General features: G+C 71.0%; 16 protein-coding genes and 1 pseudogene. 6 read left to right on the plus strand and 11 right to left on the minus strand.

Annotation, left to right across the window (positions count from 1 at the left end):
* Positions 1-268: 268 nt before the first annotated feature.
* Positions 269-652, minus strand: coding sequence for a hypothetical protein (locus MTQ01_RS22130; RefSeq protein WP_247492585.1), 384 nt, complete (start codon positions 650-652; stop codon positions 269-271).
* Between the two features lie 745 nt (positions 653-1,397).
* Between MTQ01_RS22130 and MTQ01_RS22135 the strand changes: the two genes are divergently transcribed.
* From MTQ01_RS22135 to MTQ01_RS22155, 5 genes and pseudogenes are all read left to right on the plus strand, one after another.
* Positions 1,398-2,567 carry a S1 family peptidase gene (locus tag MTQ01_RS22135; protein WP_247492587.1) on the plus strand — a complete coding sequence of 390 codons (1,170 nt, stop codon included), beginning with the start codon at positions 1,398-1,400 and terminating at the stop codon, positions 2,565-2,567.
* A 183-nt stretch (positions 2,568-2,750) separates the two neighbouring features.
* Complete coding sequence (locus MTQ01_RS22140; protein WP_247492589.1) at positions 2,751-3,659, plus strand: hypothetical protein; 909 nt, start codon at positions 2,751-2,753, stop codon at positions 3,657-3,659.
* A gap of 596 nt (positions 3,660-4,255) precedes the next feature.
* Positions 4,256-4,915 (plus strand): annotated as a pseudogene (locus tag MTQ01_RS22145) (TrkA family potassium uptake protein); the annotation flags it as partial.
* 80 nt (positions 4,916-4,995) lie between these two features.
* The gene (locus tag MTQ01_RS22150; protein ID WP_247492590.1) at positions 4,996-5,679 is read left to right on the plus strand and encodes a TrkA family potassium uptake protein; all 684 of its coding nucleotides are present in this window, start codon (positions 4,996-4,998) and stop codon (positions 5,677-5,679) included.
* Between the two features lie 332 nt (positions 5,680-6,011).
* Positions 6,012-7,241 (plus strand): MalY/PatB family protein, encoded by a 1,230-nt coding sequence (locus MTQ01_RS22155; RefSeq protein WP_247492592.1) that lies wholly within the window; start codon positions 6,012-6,014, stop codon positions 7,239-7,241.
* 208 nt (positions 7,242-7,449) lie between these two features.
* Here MTQ01_RS22155 and MTQ01_RS22160 read toward each other — a convergent pair whose 3' ends face one another.
* The 7 genes from MTQ01_RS22160 to MTQ01_RS22190 form a co-directional block, all read right to left on the minus strand.
* Positions 7,450-8,259 (minus strand): DUF3159 domain-containing protein, encoded by an 810-nt coding sequence (locus tag MTQ01_RS22160; protein ID WP_247492593.1) that lies wholly within the window; start codon positions 8,257-8,259, stop codon positions 7,450-7,452.
* A gap of 3 nt (positions 8,260-8,262) precedes the next feature.
* Entirely contained in the window at positions 8,263-8,664 is a 402-nt protein-coding gene (locus MTQ01_RS22165; protein WP_247492594.1) for an OB-fold nucleic acid binding domain-containing protein, read from the minus strand.
* Between the two features lie 118 nt (positions 8,665-8,782).
* Entirely contained in the window at positions 8,783-9,511 is a 729-nt protein-coding gene (locus tag MTQ01_RS22170) for a response regulator (RefSeq protein ID WP_247492595.1), read from the minus strand.
* A complete protein-coding gene (locus MTQ01_RS22175) occupies positions 9,508-12,279 on the minus strand; it encodes an ATP-binding protein (protein ID WP_247492596.1) in 2,772 nt (923 codons plus the stop codon). The genes MTQ01_RS22170 and MTQ01_RS22175 overlap by 4 nt, the downstream gene beginning before the upstream one ends.
* 282 nt (positions 12,280-12,561) lie before the next feature.
* Positions 12,562-13,359: a DUF3710 domain-containing protein gene (locus MTQ01_RS22180; protein ID WP_247492597.1), complete on the minus strand. Its 798-nt coding sequence runs from the start codon at positions 13,357-13,359 to the stop codon at positions 12,562-12,564.
* Positions 13,360-13,406: 47 nt separating this feature from the next.
* Complete coding sequence (gene dut / locus MTQ01_RS22185; protein WP_211041400.1) at positions 13,407-13,904, minus strand: dUTP diphosphatase; 498 nt, start codon at positions 13,902-13,904, stop codon at positions 13,407-13,409.
* Positions 13,901-14,485: a hotdog fold domain-containing protein gene (locus MTQ01_RS22190; RefSeq protein WP_247492598.1), complete on the minus strand. Its 585-nt coding sequence runs from the start codon at positions 14,483-14,485 to the stop codon at positions 13,901-13,903. The genes dut and MTQ01_RS22190 overlap by 4 nt, the downstream gene beginning before the upstream one ends.
* Before the next feature lie 58 nt (positions 14,486-14,543).
* Here MTQ01_RS22190 and MTQ01_RS22195 point away from each other — a divergent pair, with 58 nt between their 5' ends.
* Complete coding sequence (locus MTQ01_RS22195; protein ID WP_247492599.1) at positions 14,544-15,062, plus strand: DUF3093 domain-containing protein; 519 nt, start codon at positions 14,544-14,546, stop codon at positions 15,060-15,062.
* Positions 15,063-15,512: 450 nt separating this feature from the next.
* Here the strand turns inward: MTQ01_RS22195 and MTQ01_RS22200 are convergent, their stop codons facing one another.
* From MTQ01_RS22200 to MTQ01_RS22210, 3 genes are all read right to left on the minus strand, one after another.
* A complete protein-coding gene (locus MTQ01_RS22200) occupies positions 15,513-15,812 on the minus strand; it encodes a DUF4193 domain-containing protein (protein WP_211041397.1) in 300 nt (99 codons plus the stop codon).
* A 427-nt stretch (positions 15,813-16,239) separates the two neighbouring features.
* Positions 16,240-17,493, minus strand: coding sequence for a HAMP domain-containing sensor histidine kinase (locus MTQ01_RS22205; RefSeq protein WP_247492600.1), 1,254 nt, complete (start codon positions 17,491-17,493; stop codon positions 16,240-16,242).
* A gap of 4 nt (positions 17,494-17,497) precedes the next feature.
* Positions 17,498-18,151: a response regulator transcription factor gene (locus tag MTQ01_RS22210; RefSeq protein ID WP_211038895.1), complete on the minus strand. Its 654-nt coding sequence runs from the start codon at positions 18,149-18,151 to the stop codon at positions 17,498-17,500.
* Between the last annotated feature and the right edge of the window lie 318 nt (positions 18,152-18,469).

An 18,469-nucleotide genomic window follows, 5' to 3' on the forward strand; every position in this document is an offset into this window, starting at 1 on the left:
AAGAACTCGATCACTGCACTGCGCTGATCCTCGACTGTGCCTACTTCTGAACAGTGCGCGGGGGCGAAAATATCCACCAGGTCTGAATCGGTGAGGGGCGGATCGCGGCGCAATGGGTAGGCCAGTCGGCCATTGGACATCTGTCGTCCCATCCCAGAGGGAAAAACCATTGGCCGCGCTCCCTGGCAGCACAACAACATCCCTTCTCCCTCCAGGGATTGCCGCACTCCTTTGAGACATTCGAATAGGTCGACTCCTCGATGGATGCTTACACTTCCATCCCTTCTGACTGCTTGAATTCTTGGCTGACCTGCATCGATAATTTGTATCTCAATGATTTCACCATCACCATTTTGATTCGTGGCGGCCAGTCGAACTCTCTCCATTGCTCATCCATAGTTCTGTAGTTGGGGTTTTCCATACCCAGCACCGCTTGCTCCGCGTCGTGATGATGGCCGGTCAGCAGCTGGTCGACTTCCTCGGCCCGGTCCGGGCGGGCTCGTTGTCGACGGGCGTTGATGCGACGGTGGCCGGCCGGTGGCTCGACCCACACGAGGATCGAGCAGGTCCCGCCCCGCACGTACTCGGAGTCTTCCTTCAAGTCACGGCCCGGAGCGCCGTGGACAGGGTCGCTCGCGTGGTTGAGGGACATGTAGAGCCTCTCAACCGTGCTGACCACCGGAACGGCAGGGCCGGACGCAGAGCAGGGTCGGTCGCAGATGTCGAGAACTTCCTCCCTCCGTGCGAGGACTGACGGTTTGCCTGAGCGGGATGGTCCAGCTCTTCTTCAGTGCGGGCGAAGCGTCGTTCCCTCAACTCTCTCCGATGGAGGAGTGATCCACATCGAGGATGGTCTCGGTCGGCACGACCGTGCTTGTCCAACTTCCTCGGCGACAACCGGGCACAGTCCTGGGGTGGTTACGGGCAGGTCGGCGCGAGCAGTTGCTCTGTCGGAGCCGAAGCGATTGCTTCGGGAGCAGATCGGCTGACCGGCACCGAGGGGAGCGACTTCTCGTGTGTGCCTGCTTCCTCGTTGGGCACGGGTGCCGTGTGAAGCGGGCGTTCCAGTCCCGTGGCTTCACGCGTCGCATGCGCGAACTTCCGCAGCGCGTGCCACGGTTGCGATCGCCGCGAACCCCGAGGTTCTGGCTCGTTGGACGACCGACGAGGCACCAGTTGGCTGCATCGATCAACAGTTGCCATCCATAACTGTCAAGAACCCCTGCCTCGAACGGTCTTGCCGTCGCCGGGTGGTGAACAACAGAGTTTGCTCTCACGGCGACCTCCCCCAAGGCGCCGTCAGGGCAGGCGAGAAGACACCCCCATCACGTCTTCGGCCGCGCAGGTTGTCTGCCCTGCGACCGAAAGGAAGCACGGTGACTTCTCGCAGATCACTCATGGCAGCGACTGTCGCAGGCGCGTTGCTGTCAGTGTCGGGAGTGGCGGCGGCGCAGGCCGCGCCCAGTGGTTCGGCCGACACCTACGACCCGCAGATGCTCAAGACGCTGGCGGCCTCCCTGGACATCAGCCAGGCGGACGCGGCGGACCGGTTGGACCGACAGGCCGACCAGCAGGGCGCGTTGGAGAAGCTTCGCAAGGACGGCGTGAAGGTCGACAGCGCCTTCTTCGACGCCGACGCCGCACTCGTGGTGAACGTCGGTGACAAGGCGGACGCGGCCGAGGTGAGGAACGCGGGCCTCACCGCCCGTACGCCGGACCACCGCGCCGAGAAGCTGGAGCGCATCAAGAAGGCGCTGGACAAGCGGGCTTCGGAGATCACACCCGAAGGTGTGACGTCCTGGAGCGTGGACGTGGAGGCCGGCAAGGTCGAGATCCGCGTGGCCGACGCCGGCACGAAGGCGGCCAAGGGCTTTCTGAAGGCGGCGTCGAAGTACGAGGGCGCGGTGAACGTGGTGAAGGGCGAGAAGCCCGTCACCTTCCAGCAGTCGGTGCTGCCCGGTTCGAAGATGACCTACTCCGGCAGCGGCGGTTACTGCTCGGTGGGCTACGGCGCCAAGGACGACAGCGGCAAGGACTTCCTCGTCACCGCCGGCCACTGCATCGAGGACGGCGACCAGCTCCTCAACAACGGCAGCCAGTTCGCGACGGCCGAGGACACCCGCTTCGCCATCGGCACCGACAGCGTCGACATGGGCATCGCGGCACTGGAGTCCGGCGCCTCGATCTCCACCGACGTCGACACCTACGGCAACGGCTCCGTCAAGGTCGAGGGCGGCGAGCGCGCCCTGCCCGGCGCGGACCTGTGCAAGGGCGGCGCCACCACCGGCTGGACCTGCGGCAAGGTCCAGGAGTACGACGTGACCGTCACCTACACCGACCCCAGCGGCGGCCCGGACACCGTCGTCACCGGCCTCGGCCGCTCGACCGTCTGCACCGAGGGCGGCGACAGCGGTGGCGCGTACATCTCCGGCAGCCAGGCGCAGGGCATGACCTCCGGCGGCCCGATGGGCCAGACCTGCGGTGGGGTCAACGACACCGGCAGCTCGTACTTCCAGCCGCTGGACGACACCCTGGAGCACTACGGTCTGACGCTCAACACCGTCTGATCCGCGCGCTCCTGGCGAGCACCGGGCCGAGGGCCGTACCTGTCCGCACGGAGGGTGCGGCCCTCGGCCGCTGCGTATTTCCGCGGACCCGCTGAACGCGAACCGCGTTCTGAGCGTCCTGGAAGACGTACACATGTCTGCCCGACCAGCAGACCCCCCACAGAACACGCCGTGGAGAAGAACATGACCGACTCCAGCTTCGCGGTGGCCCTGCGCGACGCAGTAACAAGACGCGGGCTTCCCCTCGATCGACTGTGCAGCAGACTGGCCGAGCGCGGCATACGCCTCAGCCCCTCGACCCTCAGCTACTGGCAGCGTGGCCGCAGCCAGCCCGAACGCGCCGAATCCCTCCGCGCCGTCAGCGAGTTGGAATCCATACTCAAGCTGCCGCCGGAGAGCCTGCGCGCCCTCATCGAGCCGCACCGGCCGCGCGGCAAGACGGTGGGCCGCGCGGAGAACGTCGCCGCCATCCGCCAGATCTACGGGACCGACTCGCTCCACGAGCGCGCGCTCGGCGAGGACTTCCCCAACTTCAACTCCGGGCTGCGCGGCCTGAGCACCCGCGACTTCGTCTGGCTCGGCCGCAACCGTGCCATCCACCGCATCCAGGCGAGCCAGGTCTTCCAGGTGCTGGAGGACGGCGTCGACCGCGTCGTCGCCCTGCACAGCCTGGACGATCCGAACGCGGGACCGATCGACGTCGTCGTCCACAGCGGACGACTGGGCCAGGTGCGCCACGAGCCGCAGTCGAGCTTCGTGGTGGTCGAGATCCTGCTGGACCGGCCGATGCGCAGCGGCACGACCGTCTACGTCGAGTACGAACTGCGGTTCACCGACCCGCAGTTGCCCTCCACCACGCTCCAGCGCGCGGTACGGCACGGGCTGCGCGATCTGATGCTGGTCGCCCGCTTCCACCCGGACGCGATACCGACCAACTGCCACCGCTTCCACCAGCCGAGGGTCAACTCGGCACGCGAACAGGTGCGCCGAATCGCCATCGACGCCTCGCACACCGCGCATCTGATGCCCAGCGTGCGGGCGCTCGGCTTCCACGGCATCTCGTGGAGCTGGCCCGGCAGTAGCGAGGACTGAGACGGGGCGTACGGGCGGCCCACCCGCGGACGTCGGCCCGTCCTGAGACGGGGCGTCGCCGCGGAGCGTCCACCGGGACGGCGGCGCAGGGGTACGCCGGGGAGGCGGCGGTTCCCGGCAGGGTCGGCAGCGCCGGGTGGGGGCGGCGTGGGGCCCCGGGAACGGTCGACGGGGGCTGCCGGACGGGACGGTCCGCCGGTGTGCTGCGCGCGGGCGGTCCGACCGCGTACGGGTGTCGCTGCGGGGGCGGGGGCCGGCGCGGAGCCGGGCACGCTGCGGGCGTTTGGTGGCGGAGGCGCCCGGGAGCGGCCGACCGGGGGGCGGCCTCGGAGCGGGCCGGCGCCGGGCGGGACTGGCGCTGCGGGGGCGGACGGGTCCGTCGGTGCGTACGGGGAGCGCCGGCGGCTCCGTACGCACCGACGGGACGAATGTCGCCGAAGCACCGCATCCCGGGCGCACCGGTTGGTCACCGCCGGGGCCGGTGGGGCGAGGAGTAGCGTGTGCCGCACTGCCGGGTTCGACCCCTTCGACCTCGGTGGACTGCCGGGGTGGGCCCGGTGGTCGGTGCGGCGCGGAAGGTGCGAGGTAGCGGCCTCATGCACATCGTCATCATGGGGTGCGGGCGCGTCGGCGCCGCCCTCGCCAGGACGCTGGAGAAGCGGGGGTACGGCGTCGCGGTCATCGATCGCGACTCCACCGCGTTCCGGCGGCTCGGTCCGTCGTTCGCCGGTCGGCGGGTGACCGGTATGGGCTTCGACCGGGACACTCTCCGGGAGGCGGGGATCGAGGAGGCCGGGGCGTTCGCCGCGGTGAGCAGCGGCGACAACTCCAACATCATCGCGGCGCGGGTCGCCCGCGAGATGTTCGGCGTGGAGAACGTCGCGGCCCGTATCTACGACCCCCGCAGGGCCGAGGTGTACCAGCGGTTGGGCATTCCGACCGTCGCCACGGTGCGCTGGACGGCCGACCAGATGCTGCGCAGGCTGCTGCCGACCGGCGCCGAGCCGCTGTGGCGGGACGCCACCGGCGAGATGCAGCTCGCCGAGGTCGCCTTCTCCCCCGCCTGGGTCGGTCAGCTGGTGAGCAGGTTGCAGGAGGAGTCGGGCGCACGGGTGGCGTTCGTCAACCGCGCCGGTGAGCCGATGCTGCCCAACGCGCAGACGGTGGTGCAGGACGGGGATCTGATCCAGGTGATGATGCGGGTCGCCGACATGGGCGACGTCGAGGCCGTCTTCGCGAGCGGACCGAGCGGGGCGAGCGGTTCGAGCAGGTCGGGCGGTTCCGGCGGCGCCGGCTGGTCGACTGCGGGCGGACCGAGTGGATCGGGGGCAGTCGAATGAGGATCGCGATCGCCGGAGCCGGCGCGGTGGGCCGGTCCATCGCCGACGAGCTGCTGGACAGCGACCACGAGGTGCTGCTCGTCGACAAGTCGCCGAAGGCGATAAAGGTCGAGGTGGTGCCGCGCGCGGAGTGGCTGCTCGCGGACGCCTGCGAGATCTCCTCGCTCGACGACGCCGGCATACAGCGCTGCAACGTCGTGATCGCCGCCACCGGCGACGACAAGGCCAATCTGGTCGTCTCGCTGCTGGCCAAGACCGAGTACGGCGTTCCCCGGGTCGTCGCCCGCGTCAACGATCCGCGCAACGAATGGCTGTTCACGGAGGCGTGGGGCGTCGACGTCGCGGTCTCGACGCCGCGGCTGATGTCCGCGCTGGTGGAGGAGGCGGTGAGCGTCGGCGACCTGGTGCGGCTGATGCGCTTCAGCCAGGGCGAGGCCAACCTCGTGGAGATCACCCTCCCGCCGGAGGCGGAGCTGGTGGGGGTGCGGTCCGGCGACGTGGCCTGGCCGCAGGACACCACTCTCGTCACGATCGTCCGCGGCGCCCGTGTGATCGCGCCCAGCGAGGAGGACGTGCTGGAGGAGGGCGACGAACTGCTCTTCGTCACCACCCAGGAGCGCGAGGAGGAGCTGGAGGAGATGTTCTCCGTCCGCCCCCAGGGGCCCGCCAAGGGCAGGTGAGCCGGTACCGCGCGCAACGGGCCGGGCCGTTGCCCCGCCCGGGTCGGGCGGAGGCCGAACGGCCGTACCGGGACGCACGGTTCGGTGGCTGCGTGCTGCTCGCCCCGCACCGGTGGTGCGGGGACGGATTGGCGGCGGGAGGGCGAAGCGTTCCCGGGCCCCGGTGAAGTGTGCGGTGCGCGGACACTGTCGGCATGGGTGGTGTCGCGGGTGGCTGTCGCGGACGCTGTCGGCGGGGTGGTGTCGGCCGTCGGGCCGGGGGACGCTGGAGCCGGACCGGAGCCGCTGTCGTCCGACCCACCGCCGACCCAACTCCCCGGGAGTCGCCGCCGATGACCACCGAGAACCCGTTCGAGCAGCTGTCCCTCCAGGAGCTGCGTACGCGCTCCAGCATGAAGTGGCGCGCCCACGGCGACGACGTTCTGCCGCTGTGGGTCGCGGAGATGGACGTCGTCCTCGCCGAACCCGTGGTCCGCGCCGTCACGGAGGCGGTCGCGCGCGGCGACACCGGTTACCCGGCGGGCACCGGGTACGCCGAGGCGCTGGCGGGGTTCGCGGCCGACCGGTGGGCGTGGGACGGGCTGGACGTGGGGCGCACCGCGCTCGTTCCGGACGTGATGCTCGGAGTGGTGGAGATGCTGCGCCTGGTCACCGAGCCGGGCGGAACGGTGGTGGTCAACTGCCCGGTGTATCCGCCGTTCTACTCCTTCGTGGAACACATGGGCCGTCGGGTCGTCGAGGCTCCGCTGACGGCGGCGGGACGGATCGCCCCCGAGGCGCTGGAGGAGGCTTTCGCGGGCGAGAACGGGGTGGGGGCCGCCGCGTATCTGCTGTGCAACCCGCACAATCCGACCGGGACCGTGCACACCCGCGCCGAACTGGAGCAGGTCGCGCAGCTCGCCGAGCGGTACGGGGTACGGGTGGTGGCGGACGAGATCCACGCACCGCTCGTCCTGCCCGGAGCACGGTTCACCCCGTACCTGAGCGTGGACGGGGCCGAGCGCGGTCTTTCGCTGATGTCGGCCTCCAAGGCGTGGAACCTCGCGGGTCTCAAGTGCGCGGTGGCGACCGCCGGTTCGGGCTCTGCGGCCGATCTGGCCCGGCTGCCGGAGGAGGTCGGTCACGGGCCGAGCCACATCGCGGCGCTCGCCCACACCGCGGCGCTTCGGGACGGCGGCGACTGGCTCGACGCGGCGCTGCGGGGCCTCGCCGCCAACCGCGATCTGCTCGGCGAACTCCTCGCCGAGTACGTGCCGGAGGTCTCCTGGCTGCCGCCCGAGGCCAGTTACCTGGCGTGGCTGGACTGCACCGCACTCGGCCTGGAGCACGACGGCGGCGCGCCGCAGAGCGACGGAGGCGGTCCGGCGGCGGCGACCGGGGATGTGACGGCCATCGCCGGTCCGGCGGCGGTTTTCCTCAAGCGGGGCCGGGTGGCACTGAGTTCCGGCCCGGCGTTCGGCAGCGGTGGAAGCGGCCACGCGCGGCTCAACTTCGGCACCTCCTCGGCGATCCTCGTCGAAGCGGTACGACGCATGGGAGAGGTCGCCGCCGGCGTGCGGTGAGAGAGGCCGGTGCGCCGGGGCGACCGGTGCGGGAGGGGAGTCGACGGCCTCGGCCGGCAGGCCAGGCGCGAAGTGTCACCGGGCGCGGCGGGCCGGCCAGAGGTCCGTGGGCCTGCGCGTACGTCTCCGTGGGCCCTGCCCGGTACGTCCGAGCCCCGCCGCCCGGGTCGGGTGGGGCGGGGCTCGGACGAGTGGGTCGTGTGCCGGGTCAGGGCGTGCGGCGCTCCTCCTCGGCGGCGGCCTGCGCGGCCCTCGCGGTCTGCTGGGCGGAGTCGGTCCGGTCGGCGGGCTCGGCGTCGGCGGGCTCCCCCGCCTTCTCCGCCTCGCGTTCGGCGCGCTCCTCGGCCTCCATCTCGGCGATCACGTCGATGGGGGCGGGGGCCTTCGCGAGGAAGATCCAGGTGAGGTAGACGCAGAGCAGGAACGGCGGAATGCCGAGTGCCACACGCAGCCAGCCGAGCTGGGTGGCGTCGCCCCAGAAGTAGATGGGGAAGGTGATGCAGGACTTCGCCAGCAGCACGAAGCCCCAGGAGTAACTGGCCTTGGTGTAGGCGCTCTTGCGACCGGGGTTGCGGGTGCGCCAGGAGAGGTTCTCGCGGAACAGCGGGCCGAGGATCAGACCGAGCAGCGGCCAGCCGACCAGCGAGCTGAGAATGTAGGCGACGGCCAGGCCCAGGGTGTAGAGCATCCCGGGCAGGTAGAAGTTCTTGGCGTCGCCGGACATCATCGCGAAGACCGCGCCGATGCCGACGCCGAAGACGCCGCTGAAGGCGTGCTTGACGGTGTCCTTGCGGGCGAGCCGCACCAGCGCCATGACGCCGGAGAGGGCGAGTGCGGCGATCGCGGCGGTGTGGATGTCCCGGGTGATCGTGTAGCACAGGACGAAGACGAGGCCGGGCACGGTGGTCTCCACCATGCCGCGCACGCCGCCGAACGCCTCGAGGAAGGCGGCCTTGGTCACCTCGGTGTCGGCGGCCGGTGCCTCCGCGTCCGCGGTGGGCTTGTCGAGTGGGGTCACCCGTTACTCCTGTCCCGGTGGTAGCAGTTCGTACTTGGGGTTGAACAGCACCGGTCGACCGTGATGCATCGCGATCCGTCCCGAGGCGATCAGCGCCGTGCCCGGTTCGATTCCCGCGATGGCGCGGCGGCCCAGCCAGACCACCGACAGCGAGGCGGAACCGTCGGACAGCTCCGCCTCCAGCGCGGGCACTCCGGCCCGGGCACGGAGTGTAACGGTGCGGAGCGTCCCGATCACCTTCACGATCTGGCGATCGCCGCACGCACCGATCGGCGTGCAGTCGCGCCCCGCCTCCGCGCCCCGGGGCTCGGGACAACTGTGCGGACGTTCGTCGTGGGGGGATAGCCGGGAGAGCAGCCGACGTATCGGACCGGAGCTCTTGCCGGAGGCGTTGACGCTGCCCATGACTGCCAGCCTACCCGTGCTCCGGATCCCTCCCGGCGGCGACGGCCCGGCCCCGCCCGAGGGGCGCCTCGTACCGGAACCCTGCCCTGCCGAGAGGCCGGGGACGGTCCGGTCCCGTTCAGCCCTCGAAGCGGTAGCCCATGCCGGGTTCGGTGATGAAGTGCCGGGGGTGGGAGGGGTCGGCCTCCAGCTTGCGGCGCAGCTGGGCCATGTAGACCCGGAGGTAGTTGGTCTCCTTCTGGTAGCTGGGCCCCCACACCTCCTTGAGCAGCTGCTTCTGGCTGATCAACCGGCCGCTCTGGCTCACCAGCACCTCCAGCAGATGCCATTCGGTGGGCGTCAGCCGTACGTCCTTGCCGTCCCGCCGCACCTTCTTCGCCCCCAGGTCGATGCTCAGCCCCTCGGCCTGGAGCACCACCGGCTCGGCGGTCGGCGGCGCGGGCTCGGCACGTCGTACGGCGGCGCGGAGGCGGGCGAGGAGCTCGTCCATGCCGAAGGGCTTGGTGACGTAGTCGTCGGCGCCCGCGTCCAGCGCCTTGACCTTCTCGTCCGAGGTCTGGCGGGCGGAGAGCACCAGGATCGGCACCCGGCCCCAGGCGCGTACGCCCTTGATCACCTCGACGCCGTCCATGTCCGGCAGCCCGAGGTCGAGGACGATGACGTCGGGGCGGCGGTCGGCGGCGATGCGCAGCGCGGTTGCGCCGTCGTGGGCCGAGTCGACCTCGTAGTTGCGGGCGCGGAGGTTGATGGCGAGGGCGCGGACGATCTGGGGCTCGTCGTCGACCACCAGCACCCGGTGCTTCGGCGGCTCCTTCGGCGGGCGCGACGTACGGCGGGCTGGGCTCACTCGGCGGCCTCCCTGGCGCTGGTGGAGCTGTCGGTTGCGGCTGGAGTCCCGGTTGCGGCTGGGGTCCCGGTCGAGGCTGCGGGCCCGGCGGCAGTGGCGGTCGGCGCTGCGCCTGCCGTCGAGGCGCCCGGCGCCGAGCCGCCCGGCGCCGAGCCGCTGTCCGTCCTGCCGCCGCCCGTGTCGTCACCGGAGGGGTCGTCGTCGGCAGGGTCGCCCTCCCGGGCGGCGCGGGCCTCCTCGGCGAGGTCGGCGTAGGTGAGCGGGCTGTCCCCGCCGGTGCGCAGGGTGAGCACCATCGTCATCCCGCCTCCCGGAGTGTCCTCCGCCTCAAGGCTGCCCCCCATGGCCTCCGCGAAGCCTCGGGCGACCGCGAGGCCCAGCCCCACGCCCGCGCCGCGCGGGGCGTCGCCGAGCCGTTGGAACGGTTCGAAGATCCGCTCCTTCTCGCTGTCCGGCACTCCCGGGCCGCGGTCGGTGACCCTGATCTCCAGCCGGTCGCGCAGCACGCTGGCCGAGACCTTCACCGGGGTCTGCGACGGGCTGTACTTGACCGCGTTCTCCACGATGTTGGCGACCGAGCGCTCCAGCAGCCCCGGGTCGACGGCGACCAGCGGCAGCCACTCGGGGATGTCCAGCCGCACGCTGCCCTCCGGCACTCCGCTCAGCGCCTTCGGCACGACCTCGTCGAGGTTGGTGCGGCGGATCAGCGGGGTGACGGTGCCGGTCTGGAGGCGGGACATGTCCAGCAGGTTTCCGACCAGGTGGTCGAGCCGGTCGGCGCCGTCCTCGATGGCCTCCAGCAGGTCCGCCTCGTCCTCCGGGGACCAGGCGACGTCGTCCGAACGCAGCGAGGTCACCGCCGCCTTGATCGCCGCGAGGGGGGTGCGCAGATCGTGGCTGACGGCGGCCAGCAGCGCCGTACGGATGCGGTTGCCCTCGGCGAGTGTCCGCGCCTGATCGGCCTCGCGCTGGAGCCGCTGGCGGTCCAGTACGCCGACCGCCTGGGCTGCGAAGGCGGCGAGCACCCGCCGGTCGGAGGCCGGCAGCACCCGCCCGGAGAGGACCAGCATCATCTGGTCGCCGACGGGCATGTCCGCCTCGCCGTCCTCGGGTCTGGTCAGCGGCTGCCCGCCGGCCGGTGTGCCGACGCTGCCCGCGCACGTCCACGGGCCGTGCTCCTCGGTGCGCTCCAGCAGCGCCACGGCCTCCATCGCGAAGGTCTCCTTGACCTGGCCGAGCAGCGCCTCCAGCGAGTCGCCGCCGCGCAGCACGCCGCCCGCGAGCATCGCCAGGATCTGCGATTCGGCACGCAGCCTCGCCGCCTGCCGGGCGCGGCGCAGCGCGAGGTTGACGACGAGCGCGACCGCCGCGGAGGCGACGAAGAAGCTCGCGATGGTGATGACGTTCTGCGACTCGGCGATGCGCCAGCTGTCGACCGGTTCGGCGAAGTAGTGGTGCAGCAGCGCCGAGCAGAGCGCGGCGGAGGCGAGCGCGGGCAGTACGCCGCCGAGGAAGCCGGCGACCACCGAGACCGCCAGGAAGAGCAGCACGGTGTTGGTGAAGCCGACGGTCGGGTCGAGTTCGGTCAGCAGCAGGGTGAGCAGCAGCGGTACGGCGATCGCGACGATCCAGCCGCTGAGGACGCGCGAGGTGCTGAGCAGCACCCCGTGGGCGACGGGCAGACCGCGGCCCTTGGCGACCTCCTCGTGCGTCACGATGTGCACGTCCAGGTCCGGCCCGGACTCGCTGGCCACGGTCGCCCCGACACCGGGGCCGAAGATGTACTGCCAGCTCTTGCGCCGGCTCGAACCGAGCACGATCTGGGTGGCGTTGACACCTCGCGCGAAGTCCAGCAGCGCGGCCGGGATGTCGTCCCCGATGACGTGGTGGAAGGTGCCGCCGAAGTTCTCCACCAGGGTCCGCTGGAGCGCCAGCTCCTTCGGGGAGGCGGCGGTCAGCCCGTCGGAACGGGCGATGTAGACGGCCAGCAGCTCGCTGCCGGACGCCTTGGCCGCCATCCGCGCCGCCCGGCGGATGAGCGTGCGGCCCTCGGGCCCGCCGGTGAGCGCGATGACGATGCGCTCACGGGCCTGCCAGGTGGTGCGGATGGAGTGTTCGGAGCGGTACTGCTGGAGGTACTCGTCGGCGCGGTCGGCGGTCCACAGCAGCGCGAGCTCGCGCAGGGCGGTGAGGTTGCCGGGGCGGAAGTAGTTGGAGAGGGCGGCGTCGACCTTCTCCGGGCTGTAGACGTTGCCGTGCGCCATGCGGCGGCGCAGCGCCTGGGGCGTCATGTCGACGAGCTCGACCTGCTCCGCGCGGCGCACCACCTCGTCGGGCACGCTCTCCGGTTCGCGGGCGCCGGTGATGGACTCCACGACGTCGCCGAGGGACTCCAGGTGCTGGATGTTCACCGTGGAGATCACGTCGATGCCGGCCTCCAGCAGCTCCTCGATGTCCTGCCAGCGCTTCTCGTGCCGGGAGTCGGGGGCGTTGGTGTGGGCGAGTTCGTCGATCAGGACCACCGCGGGCGCGCGCCGCAGCACGGCGTCGGTGTCCATCTCGGCGCCCTCCGCGCCGCCCACCCGCGGCAGCACCTCCAGGCCGTCGAGCTGCGCCTCCGTACGGGGACGTCCGTACGCCTCCACGCAGCCGACGACGACGTCCGTGCCCCTGGCCGCGCGGCGGTGTCCCTCGGAGAGCATGGCGTGGGTCTTGCCCACGCCGGGTGCCGCGCCGAGGTAGACGCGCAGCGTTCCGCGTTGTGCCATGTCGTCCATTCTCGGTGAAGCGGCGGACGATCGGCGCCGTTCACTTTCGGTGACCGGCGGCGACCGTGCGCACGAGGGGTCGGGGAGCGCGGGCGCCGTCCGATGCGGTGCGCGGGCAGGGGCGTTGTGGGCGGGGGCGTTTGCGGGCACGGGCGGTGCGGGCAGGGCGTTTGCGGCACGGCGAAGGGCCGCCTCCGGTACGGAAACCGGCGGCGGCCCTTCGATGTCGAGCGGCCGGGCGACCGGGAGCCCCGAGGGGGCGTCCGGTCCGGGGCGAGGGGCTCAGCGGACCTCGGTGACCTCGGGGCCGCGCTGGAGCTTCTCGATGCCGCCGGCGAACCGGGAGCCCTGCTCGGTCGTCTCGTCCTGCTTGACCCCGTCGGGCACCATCTGGGCGTCCTCCGGCAGCTTCAGGACGATCGGGTCGCGGGGCGCCATCGGGGCGTCGCCGCGCACGACGACGGTGTCCTGGAAGATCTGCTCCAGCAGCCCCGCGCCCTCGGGCTGGACCGCGCCCTGGCCGGAGATCACACCGCGCAGGAACCAGCGCGGGCCGTCGACGCCGACGAAGCGGACGACCTGCACGCCGTTCTTGCCGTCGGGCAGCTGCACCGGCACCTGGGCCCGCAGCTCCCAGCCGAGGGTGCCCTCGGTCTCGTCGATGACACCGCCCTGCTTGGTGATGCCGGAGGAGATCTCCTCGCGGATCTCGTCCCAGATGCCCTCGCGCTTGGGCGCGGCGAACGCCTGGAGCTGGATCGCGCTGTCCTTGAGGACGACGGTCGCGGCGACGATCGCGTCACCGGCGACCTCGACCCGGAGCTCCATGCCCTCGACGCCGGGCACGAAGAGCCCGCCGAGGTCGACCCGGCCCTTGGTGGGGTCGCCGACCTCGGAGAGGTCCCAGGGGCCGTCCGGGCGGGGGGCCGGCGGCAGCTTCGTCCTGGTCACCTCCGCGGAGGTCTCCTCGGCGTCCGCGGAGCCCTCTGCGTCGGCGTCCTCGACGGCATCCTCACCGGTCTCGATGTCGTCCTCGACACCCTTGGGCTTCTCGTCCCGCTTACGACGACGTCCGAACACGTCACTGTCCCTTCAGGTCGGTGCTCTTGTCCGCACCGACCGCAGCGTTATGAATGGTGCTGTGCAGAGCCGGCGGTCGTGTCGGCTCCGCTGCCGGAGGTGCCGGTCGAGCCGAAGCCCCCGTTGCCCCGGGCCGAGCCGGGGAGTTCCGCCACCTCGTGGAAGCTGACCTTCTCGACCTGCTGAACGACGAGTTGGGCGATGCGGTCGAAGCGCTCGAACCGCACGGTCTCGCGCGGATCGAGATTGACCACGATCACCTTGATCTCCCCACGGTACCCGGCGTCAACCGTGCCCGGGGAGTTCACCAGTGCGACTCCGCAGCGGGCCGCGAGGCCGGAGCGCGGGTGCACGAACGCGGCGTAGCCGTCGGGCAGCGCGAGGGAGATCCCTGTCGGCAGCACCGCCCGCTCGCCCGGGGCGAGTTCGGCGGACCGCGTGGTGACCAGATCGGCGCCGGCGTCGCCCGGGTGCGCGTACGAGGGCAGCGGCACCTCGGGGTCGACGCGGGCGATGAGCACGTCAACGGGCCTGTTCTCGCTCACGGGTTCACCTCGAAGGCACGCGCCCGGCGCACTTGGTCGGGGTCGTCCATGGCCGCCCGGATCTCCTCGTCGCGGCCGTTGTCGATGAAGTGCTCGACCTTGACCTCGATGAAGAGGGCGTCCGCCCGTACCGCCAGCGGCCCGTCCGGGCCTCCGATGCGGCCGGTCGCGGAGCAGTAGATCTTGCGCCCGTCGATGGCGTTGACCTGCGCGGCCATGTGCAGCACGGAGTCCACCGGCACGGGCAGCAGGAAGTCGGTCTCCAGTCGGCCGGTGACCGAGATGACGTGCATCATCCAGTTCAGCGAGCCCAGCGTCTCGTCCATGGCGGAGGCCAGCAGACCGCCGTGGGCGAGGCCCGGCGCGCCCTGGTGGTCGGGAGTGACGGTGAACTCGGCGACGACGTCGACGCCTTCACCGGCGCGCGCCTGGATGTGCAGACCGTGCGGCTGACCCGTGCCGCAGCCGAAACACTGGTCGTAGTGGGAGCCGATCGGCTCCCCCGGCGCAGGTGCTTCGGGATGGCGTTGCGGCGCGAGCGCCCCGGGCGGGGGCGTCAGCGAGGTCTTCGGTGCAGTCACGAGTGCAGACCCTACCGCCGTGCACAGTGCGGGGTCGCCACCGTGCCAAGCTGGACCCATGCAGCACTTCGACGAGCGTCTGACCGCTCCTGGTTTCTGGTGGTTCTGCGCGGCGATGCTGGGCGTGGTCTGCGGGTTGACCCTGCTCCCCATGGGCCTGCTTCCCGCGCTGGTGGGGCTGGTGGTGGGCGGCGCCCTCGCACTGCTCGGGGTCAGCTCGTACGGGGCGGTGCGCATCCGCGTCGTGGCCGGCCGGCTGCTCGCGGGCAGCGCCGGCATTCCGGTCGAGGCGCTCGGCGAGGCGCGGGCGCTGAACCGGGAGGAGGCCGCGGCCTGGCGTTCGCACAAGGCCGATCCTCGGGCGTTCATGGTGCTGCGGGCGTATGTGCCCACGGCGGTGCGGATCGAGATCGTCGACCCCCAGGACCCGACGCCCTACGTCTACCTCTCCTCGCGCCGTCCCAACCGGCTGGTGTCCGCGCTGGAGGCGGCGCGCTCGGAAGCGGCGCACGAGGGCGGCGGCTCGGAGACGGGCGCCCAGGCGTCGGCCGGGGGCACGGCTTCCCAGGGCAGCTGACCCGGCTCGGCGGCGGGGACGGCCCGCCGGTGCAGCCGGGGTCGCTCGCCGGCGGTGTGTCGCGAGCACCGACCCGTTCAGGGGTCCTGCTGCCGACGGTCAGGCCGAACGGCCGGGATGAACGGCCGGGTCGCACCCGGGAGTTGAGCGTGCCGCACAGCGCCCGGGAGGGCGTGGGGCGGGTGCGGGGGTGTTGTCGCGCGGGGCGCCTCGGGGGCGTACTCGCTCCGCTGGGGCGCGCATCGCGCCCGGCTCACGCGGCCTTCACGCGGCGGACGGCACAGAGCCGCTCCGGAGCTGCGCGGGAACTGCGGCGGTGCTCAGTCGGCGCCGCGCCGACTGCGGTGGTGCAGCGGGAATACGAGCGAGGCTTCGCAGCCTCGCTCGTCCTCACCCGCTCCTCGGCCGAGACGGTCAACTCCGGCCGGACAAGCCGAGATCGCGCCGACCTCAGGCCGCACAGTCGCGGCAGATCGGCTGACCGTTCTTCTCCTCCGCAAGCTGCGACCTGTGGTGCACGAGGAAGCAGCTCATGCAGGTGAACTCGTCCTGCTGGCGGGGCAGCACGCGGACGGACAGCTCCTCGTTGGAAAGGTCCGCGCCGGGCAGCTCCAGCCCCTCGGCCTGCTCGAACTCGTCGACGTCGACGTTGGACGCGGACTTGTCGTTCCGCCGCGCCTTCAGTTCCTCGATGCTGTCCTCGTTGGCATCGTCATCGGTCTTGCGTGGAGTGTCGTAATCCGTAGCCATGGTGTTCTCCCCCTCCGGGTTGCTGTGGTGTCTCAAGCGGTCGTAACGCATGAGAGGCCGGACTTGTGCCCGACCTGAGGCGGAGATTTTGCCTCACATCAAGGTCTGTTACTCAATCGACACCCAACCACCCCTCCGAAGAGGTGGGCAGGTCAGCTGCCGCACGGGCCCTCCTGGACCCGCTCCGGACTCCGCCAGACGCCATCTCGGGTACTTCCCGCGATCACGACCTGCGGAAACCTCGGTTATCTGACGATTTGAACCAACCGAACGGTCACCCAGCGTGGGCCGTCCGCAACGTCACATGTGTCCTCGATCACAACGTGCCCGACTCACGCCCTTCACATGGAAATCGTCCGTTTCGCTCTAAGCCTCGAAACTGCCGGGGATGCACTGTGCCAGACGTCGTCGACTTCCGCACACGGAATCAAACCGGCAGGACAACGCGCATCACCAGGCCGCCTTCGTCCCGGGGCTCGGCCGTAATGGTGCCACCGTGCGCGCGCACCACCGACCGCACGATCGACAAACCCAGTCCGACGCCTTTGTCACTTCCGGTACGTTCCGCCCGTAGACGGCGGAAAGGTTCGAAGATGTTGTCGATCTCGTACGCCGGCACCTGGGGCCCGGAGTTCTCCACCGTCAGAACGGCCTGCCCCGGTCTGGCCCGGGTGTCGACCGAGACCCAGCCGCCCTCGGCGATGTTGTAGCGCACCGCGTTCTGCGTGAGATTCATCGCGATCCGCTCCAGGAGCACGCCGTTGCTCTGCACATAGACCGGCTGCCGGGCCCCGCGCAGCTCCACCCCGCGCTGCTCGGCCTCCGCACGCACCTGCTCGACGGCGTGCGAGGCCGCCTCGGAGAGGTCGACGGGCTTGCGGTCGACGATCTCGTTCTCGCTGCGGGCGAGCAGCAGCAGCCCCTCCACCAGTGCCTCGCTGCGCTCGTTGGTGGCCAGCAGGTTCTTGCTCAGCTGCTGCACCTCGGCGGGGGCTCCGGGGTCGGAGAGCTGGACCTCCAGCAGTGTCCGGTTGATCGCCAGCGGGGTGCGCAGCTCGTGCGAGGCGTTCGCGACGAAGCGCTGCTGCGCGGTGAAGGCCCGGTCCAGCCGGTCCAGCATCTCGTCGAAGGTGTCGGAGAGCTCCTTGAGCTCGTCGTCCGGTCCGTCCAGCTCGATCCTGCGGTGCAGGTCGGAGCCGGCCACCTGGCGCGCGGTGCGGGTGATGCGGCCGAGCGGCGAGAGCACCCGCCCCGCCATCACGTACCCGAAGGCGAACGCGGCGACGGCGACACCCAGCAGCGCCAGCAGCGAACGTTTGAGCAGCGAGTCCAGGGCCGCCTCGCGCTGGATCTGCAGGCAGCGGTGGATCGCGTCGTTCAGCTCGTTCGCAAGCCCCGAGGAGGGCAACTGGCAGGCGTCGCTGGTCATCTCGACCCGCCCGCCGAGGATGCGCACGGGCATCACCACTCCGTCGTTCATCGCCCGGGCGGCCAGCAGATAGATGATCGTCAGCAGGATGATCCCGGCGATCAGGAACATGCCGCCGTAGAGCAGGGTGAGCCGTATCCGGATGGTCGGACGGAACCAGGAGGCGGCCGGCGGCGCGGGGTCCCAGGTGGGCTTGGGCGGAATGCCGGACGAGCCGGGCGGTGCGGAACCGGAGGGCAGGGTGGGGGGCATCGGCTCAGATCCGGTATCCCGAGCCGGGGACCGTCATGATCACCGCGGGCTCGCCGAGCTTGCGGCGCAGGGTCATCACCGTCACCCGCACCACGTTGGTGAACGGGTCGGTGTTCTCGTCCCACGCCTTCTCCAGCAGCTGCTCGGCGGAGACCACCGTGCCCTCGCTGCGCATCAGCACCTCCAGCACGGCGAACTCCTTGGGCGCCAGCTGGATCTGCTCCTCGCCGCGGAAGACCTCGCGGCGGTTGGGGTCCAGCCGGATACCGGCGCGTTCGAGCACCGGCGGCAGGGGCGCGGTCGTACGCCTGCCGAGCGCCCGGACGCGGGCGATCAGCTCGGTGAAGGCGAAGGGCTTCGGCAGATAGTCGTCGGCGCCCAGCTCCAGGCCCTCGACCCGGTCGCTCACATCGCCGGAGGCGGTGAGCATCAACACCCTGGTGGGCAGGCCGAGCTGCACCACGCGGCGGCAGACGTCGTCTCCGTGGACGAGCGGGAGGTCGCGGTCGAGGACGACGACGTCGTAGTCGTTGAGCTCCACCCGCTCCAGGGCCGCGGCCCCGTCGTAGACCACGTCGACGGCCATCGCCTCCCGGCGCAGCCCGGTGGCCACCGCGTCAGCGAGCAGTTGCTCGTCCTCCACGACGAGTACGCGCACGGTGCTGTCCCTTCCCTCACCCGGATCATCCGCCCTCCATCCTGCCCCGCACGCCGGTAAACCGGCTGTAAGTGACCGGAGCCGCACGGTGTTCCGGCCCGGCCCGAAGCTGCCGACGGACGGGGGCGGGAGGGAGATCACACAAATTCCGCGCCGAGTTGAGGTTTCTCTGAGGATCGGCGCGGGGAGGACACCCGCACACTCAGGATCACGCCCGGCAGGCGGCATGCCCACAACGCGCTGACGACCGGTCACCGGAGCAACCGTGATCTGCGTGACCCACCCATATCCGGCACCGTCGGCGTGCCGCTTTCCACA

Origin of the sequence: Streptomyces sp. XM4193, from assembly GCF_023072595.1 — a bacterium.
Taxonomy (GTDB): Bacteria; Actinomycetota; Actinomycetes; order Streptomycetales; family Streptomycetaceae; genus Streptomyces.

Bases quoted from the DNA above. Each gene is read 5' to 3' on its own strand.
- MTQ01_RS22175 (WP_247492596.1), bottom strand. From the start codon at position 12,279: ATGGCACAACGCGGAACGCTGCGCGTCTACCTCGGCGCGGCACCCGGC.
- MTQ01_RS22155 (WP_247492592.1), top strand. From the start codon at position 6,012: ATGACCACCGAGAACCCGTTCGAGCAGCTGTCCCTCCAGGAGCTGCGT.
- MTQ01_RS22200 (WP_211041397.1), bottom strand. From the start codon at position 15,812: ATGGCTACGGATTACGACACTCCACGCAAGACCGATGACGATGCCAAC.
- MTQ01_RS22150 (WP_247492590.1), top strand. From the start codon at position 4,996: ATGAGGATCGCGATCGCCGGAGCCGGCGCGGTGGGCCGGTCCATCGCC.
- MTQ01_RS22135 (WP_247492587.1), top strand. From the start codon at position 1,398: ATGGCAGCGACTGTCGCAGGCGCGTTGCTGTCAGTGTCGGGAGTGGCG.
- MTQ01_RS22195 (WP_247492599.1), top strand. From the start codon at position 14,544: ATGCAGCACTTCGACGAGCGTCTGACCGCTCCTGGTTTCTGGTGGTTC.
- MTQ01_RS22130 (WP_247492585.1), bottom strand. From the start codon at position 652: ATGTCCCTCAACCACGCGAGCGACCCTGTCCACGGCGCTCCGGGCCGT.
- MTQ01_RS22205 (WP_247492600.1), bottom strand. From the start codon at position 17,493: ATGCCCCCCACCCTGCCCTCCGGTTCCGCACCGCCCGGCTCGTCCGGC.
- MTQ01_RS22165 (WP_247492594.1), bottom strand. From the start codon at position 8,664: ATGGGCAGCGTCAACGCCTCCGGCAAGAGCTCCGGTCCGATACGTCGG.
- MTQ01_RS22140 (WP_247492589.1), top strand. From the start codon at position 2,751: ATGACCGACTCCAGCTTCGCGGTGGCCCTGCGCGACGCAGTAACAAGA.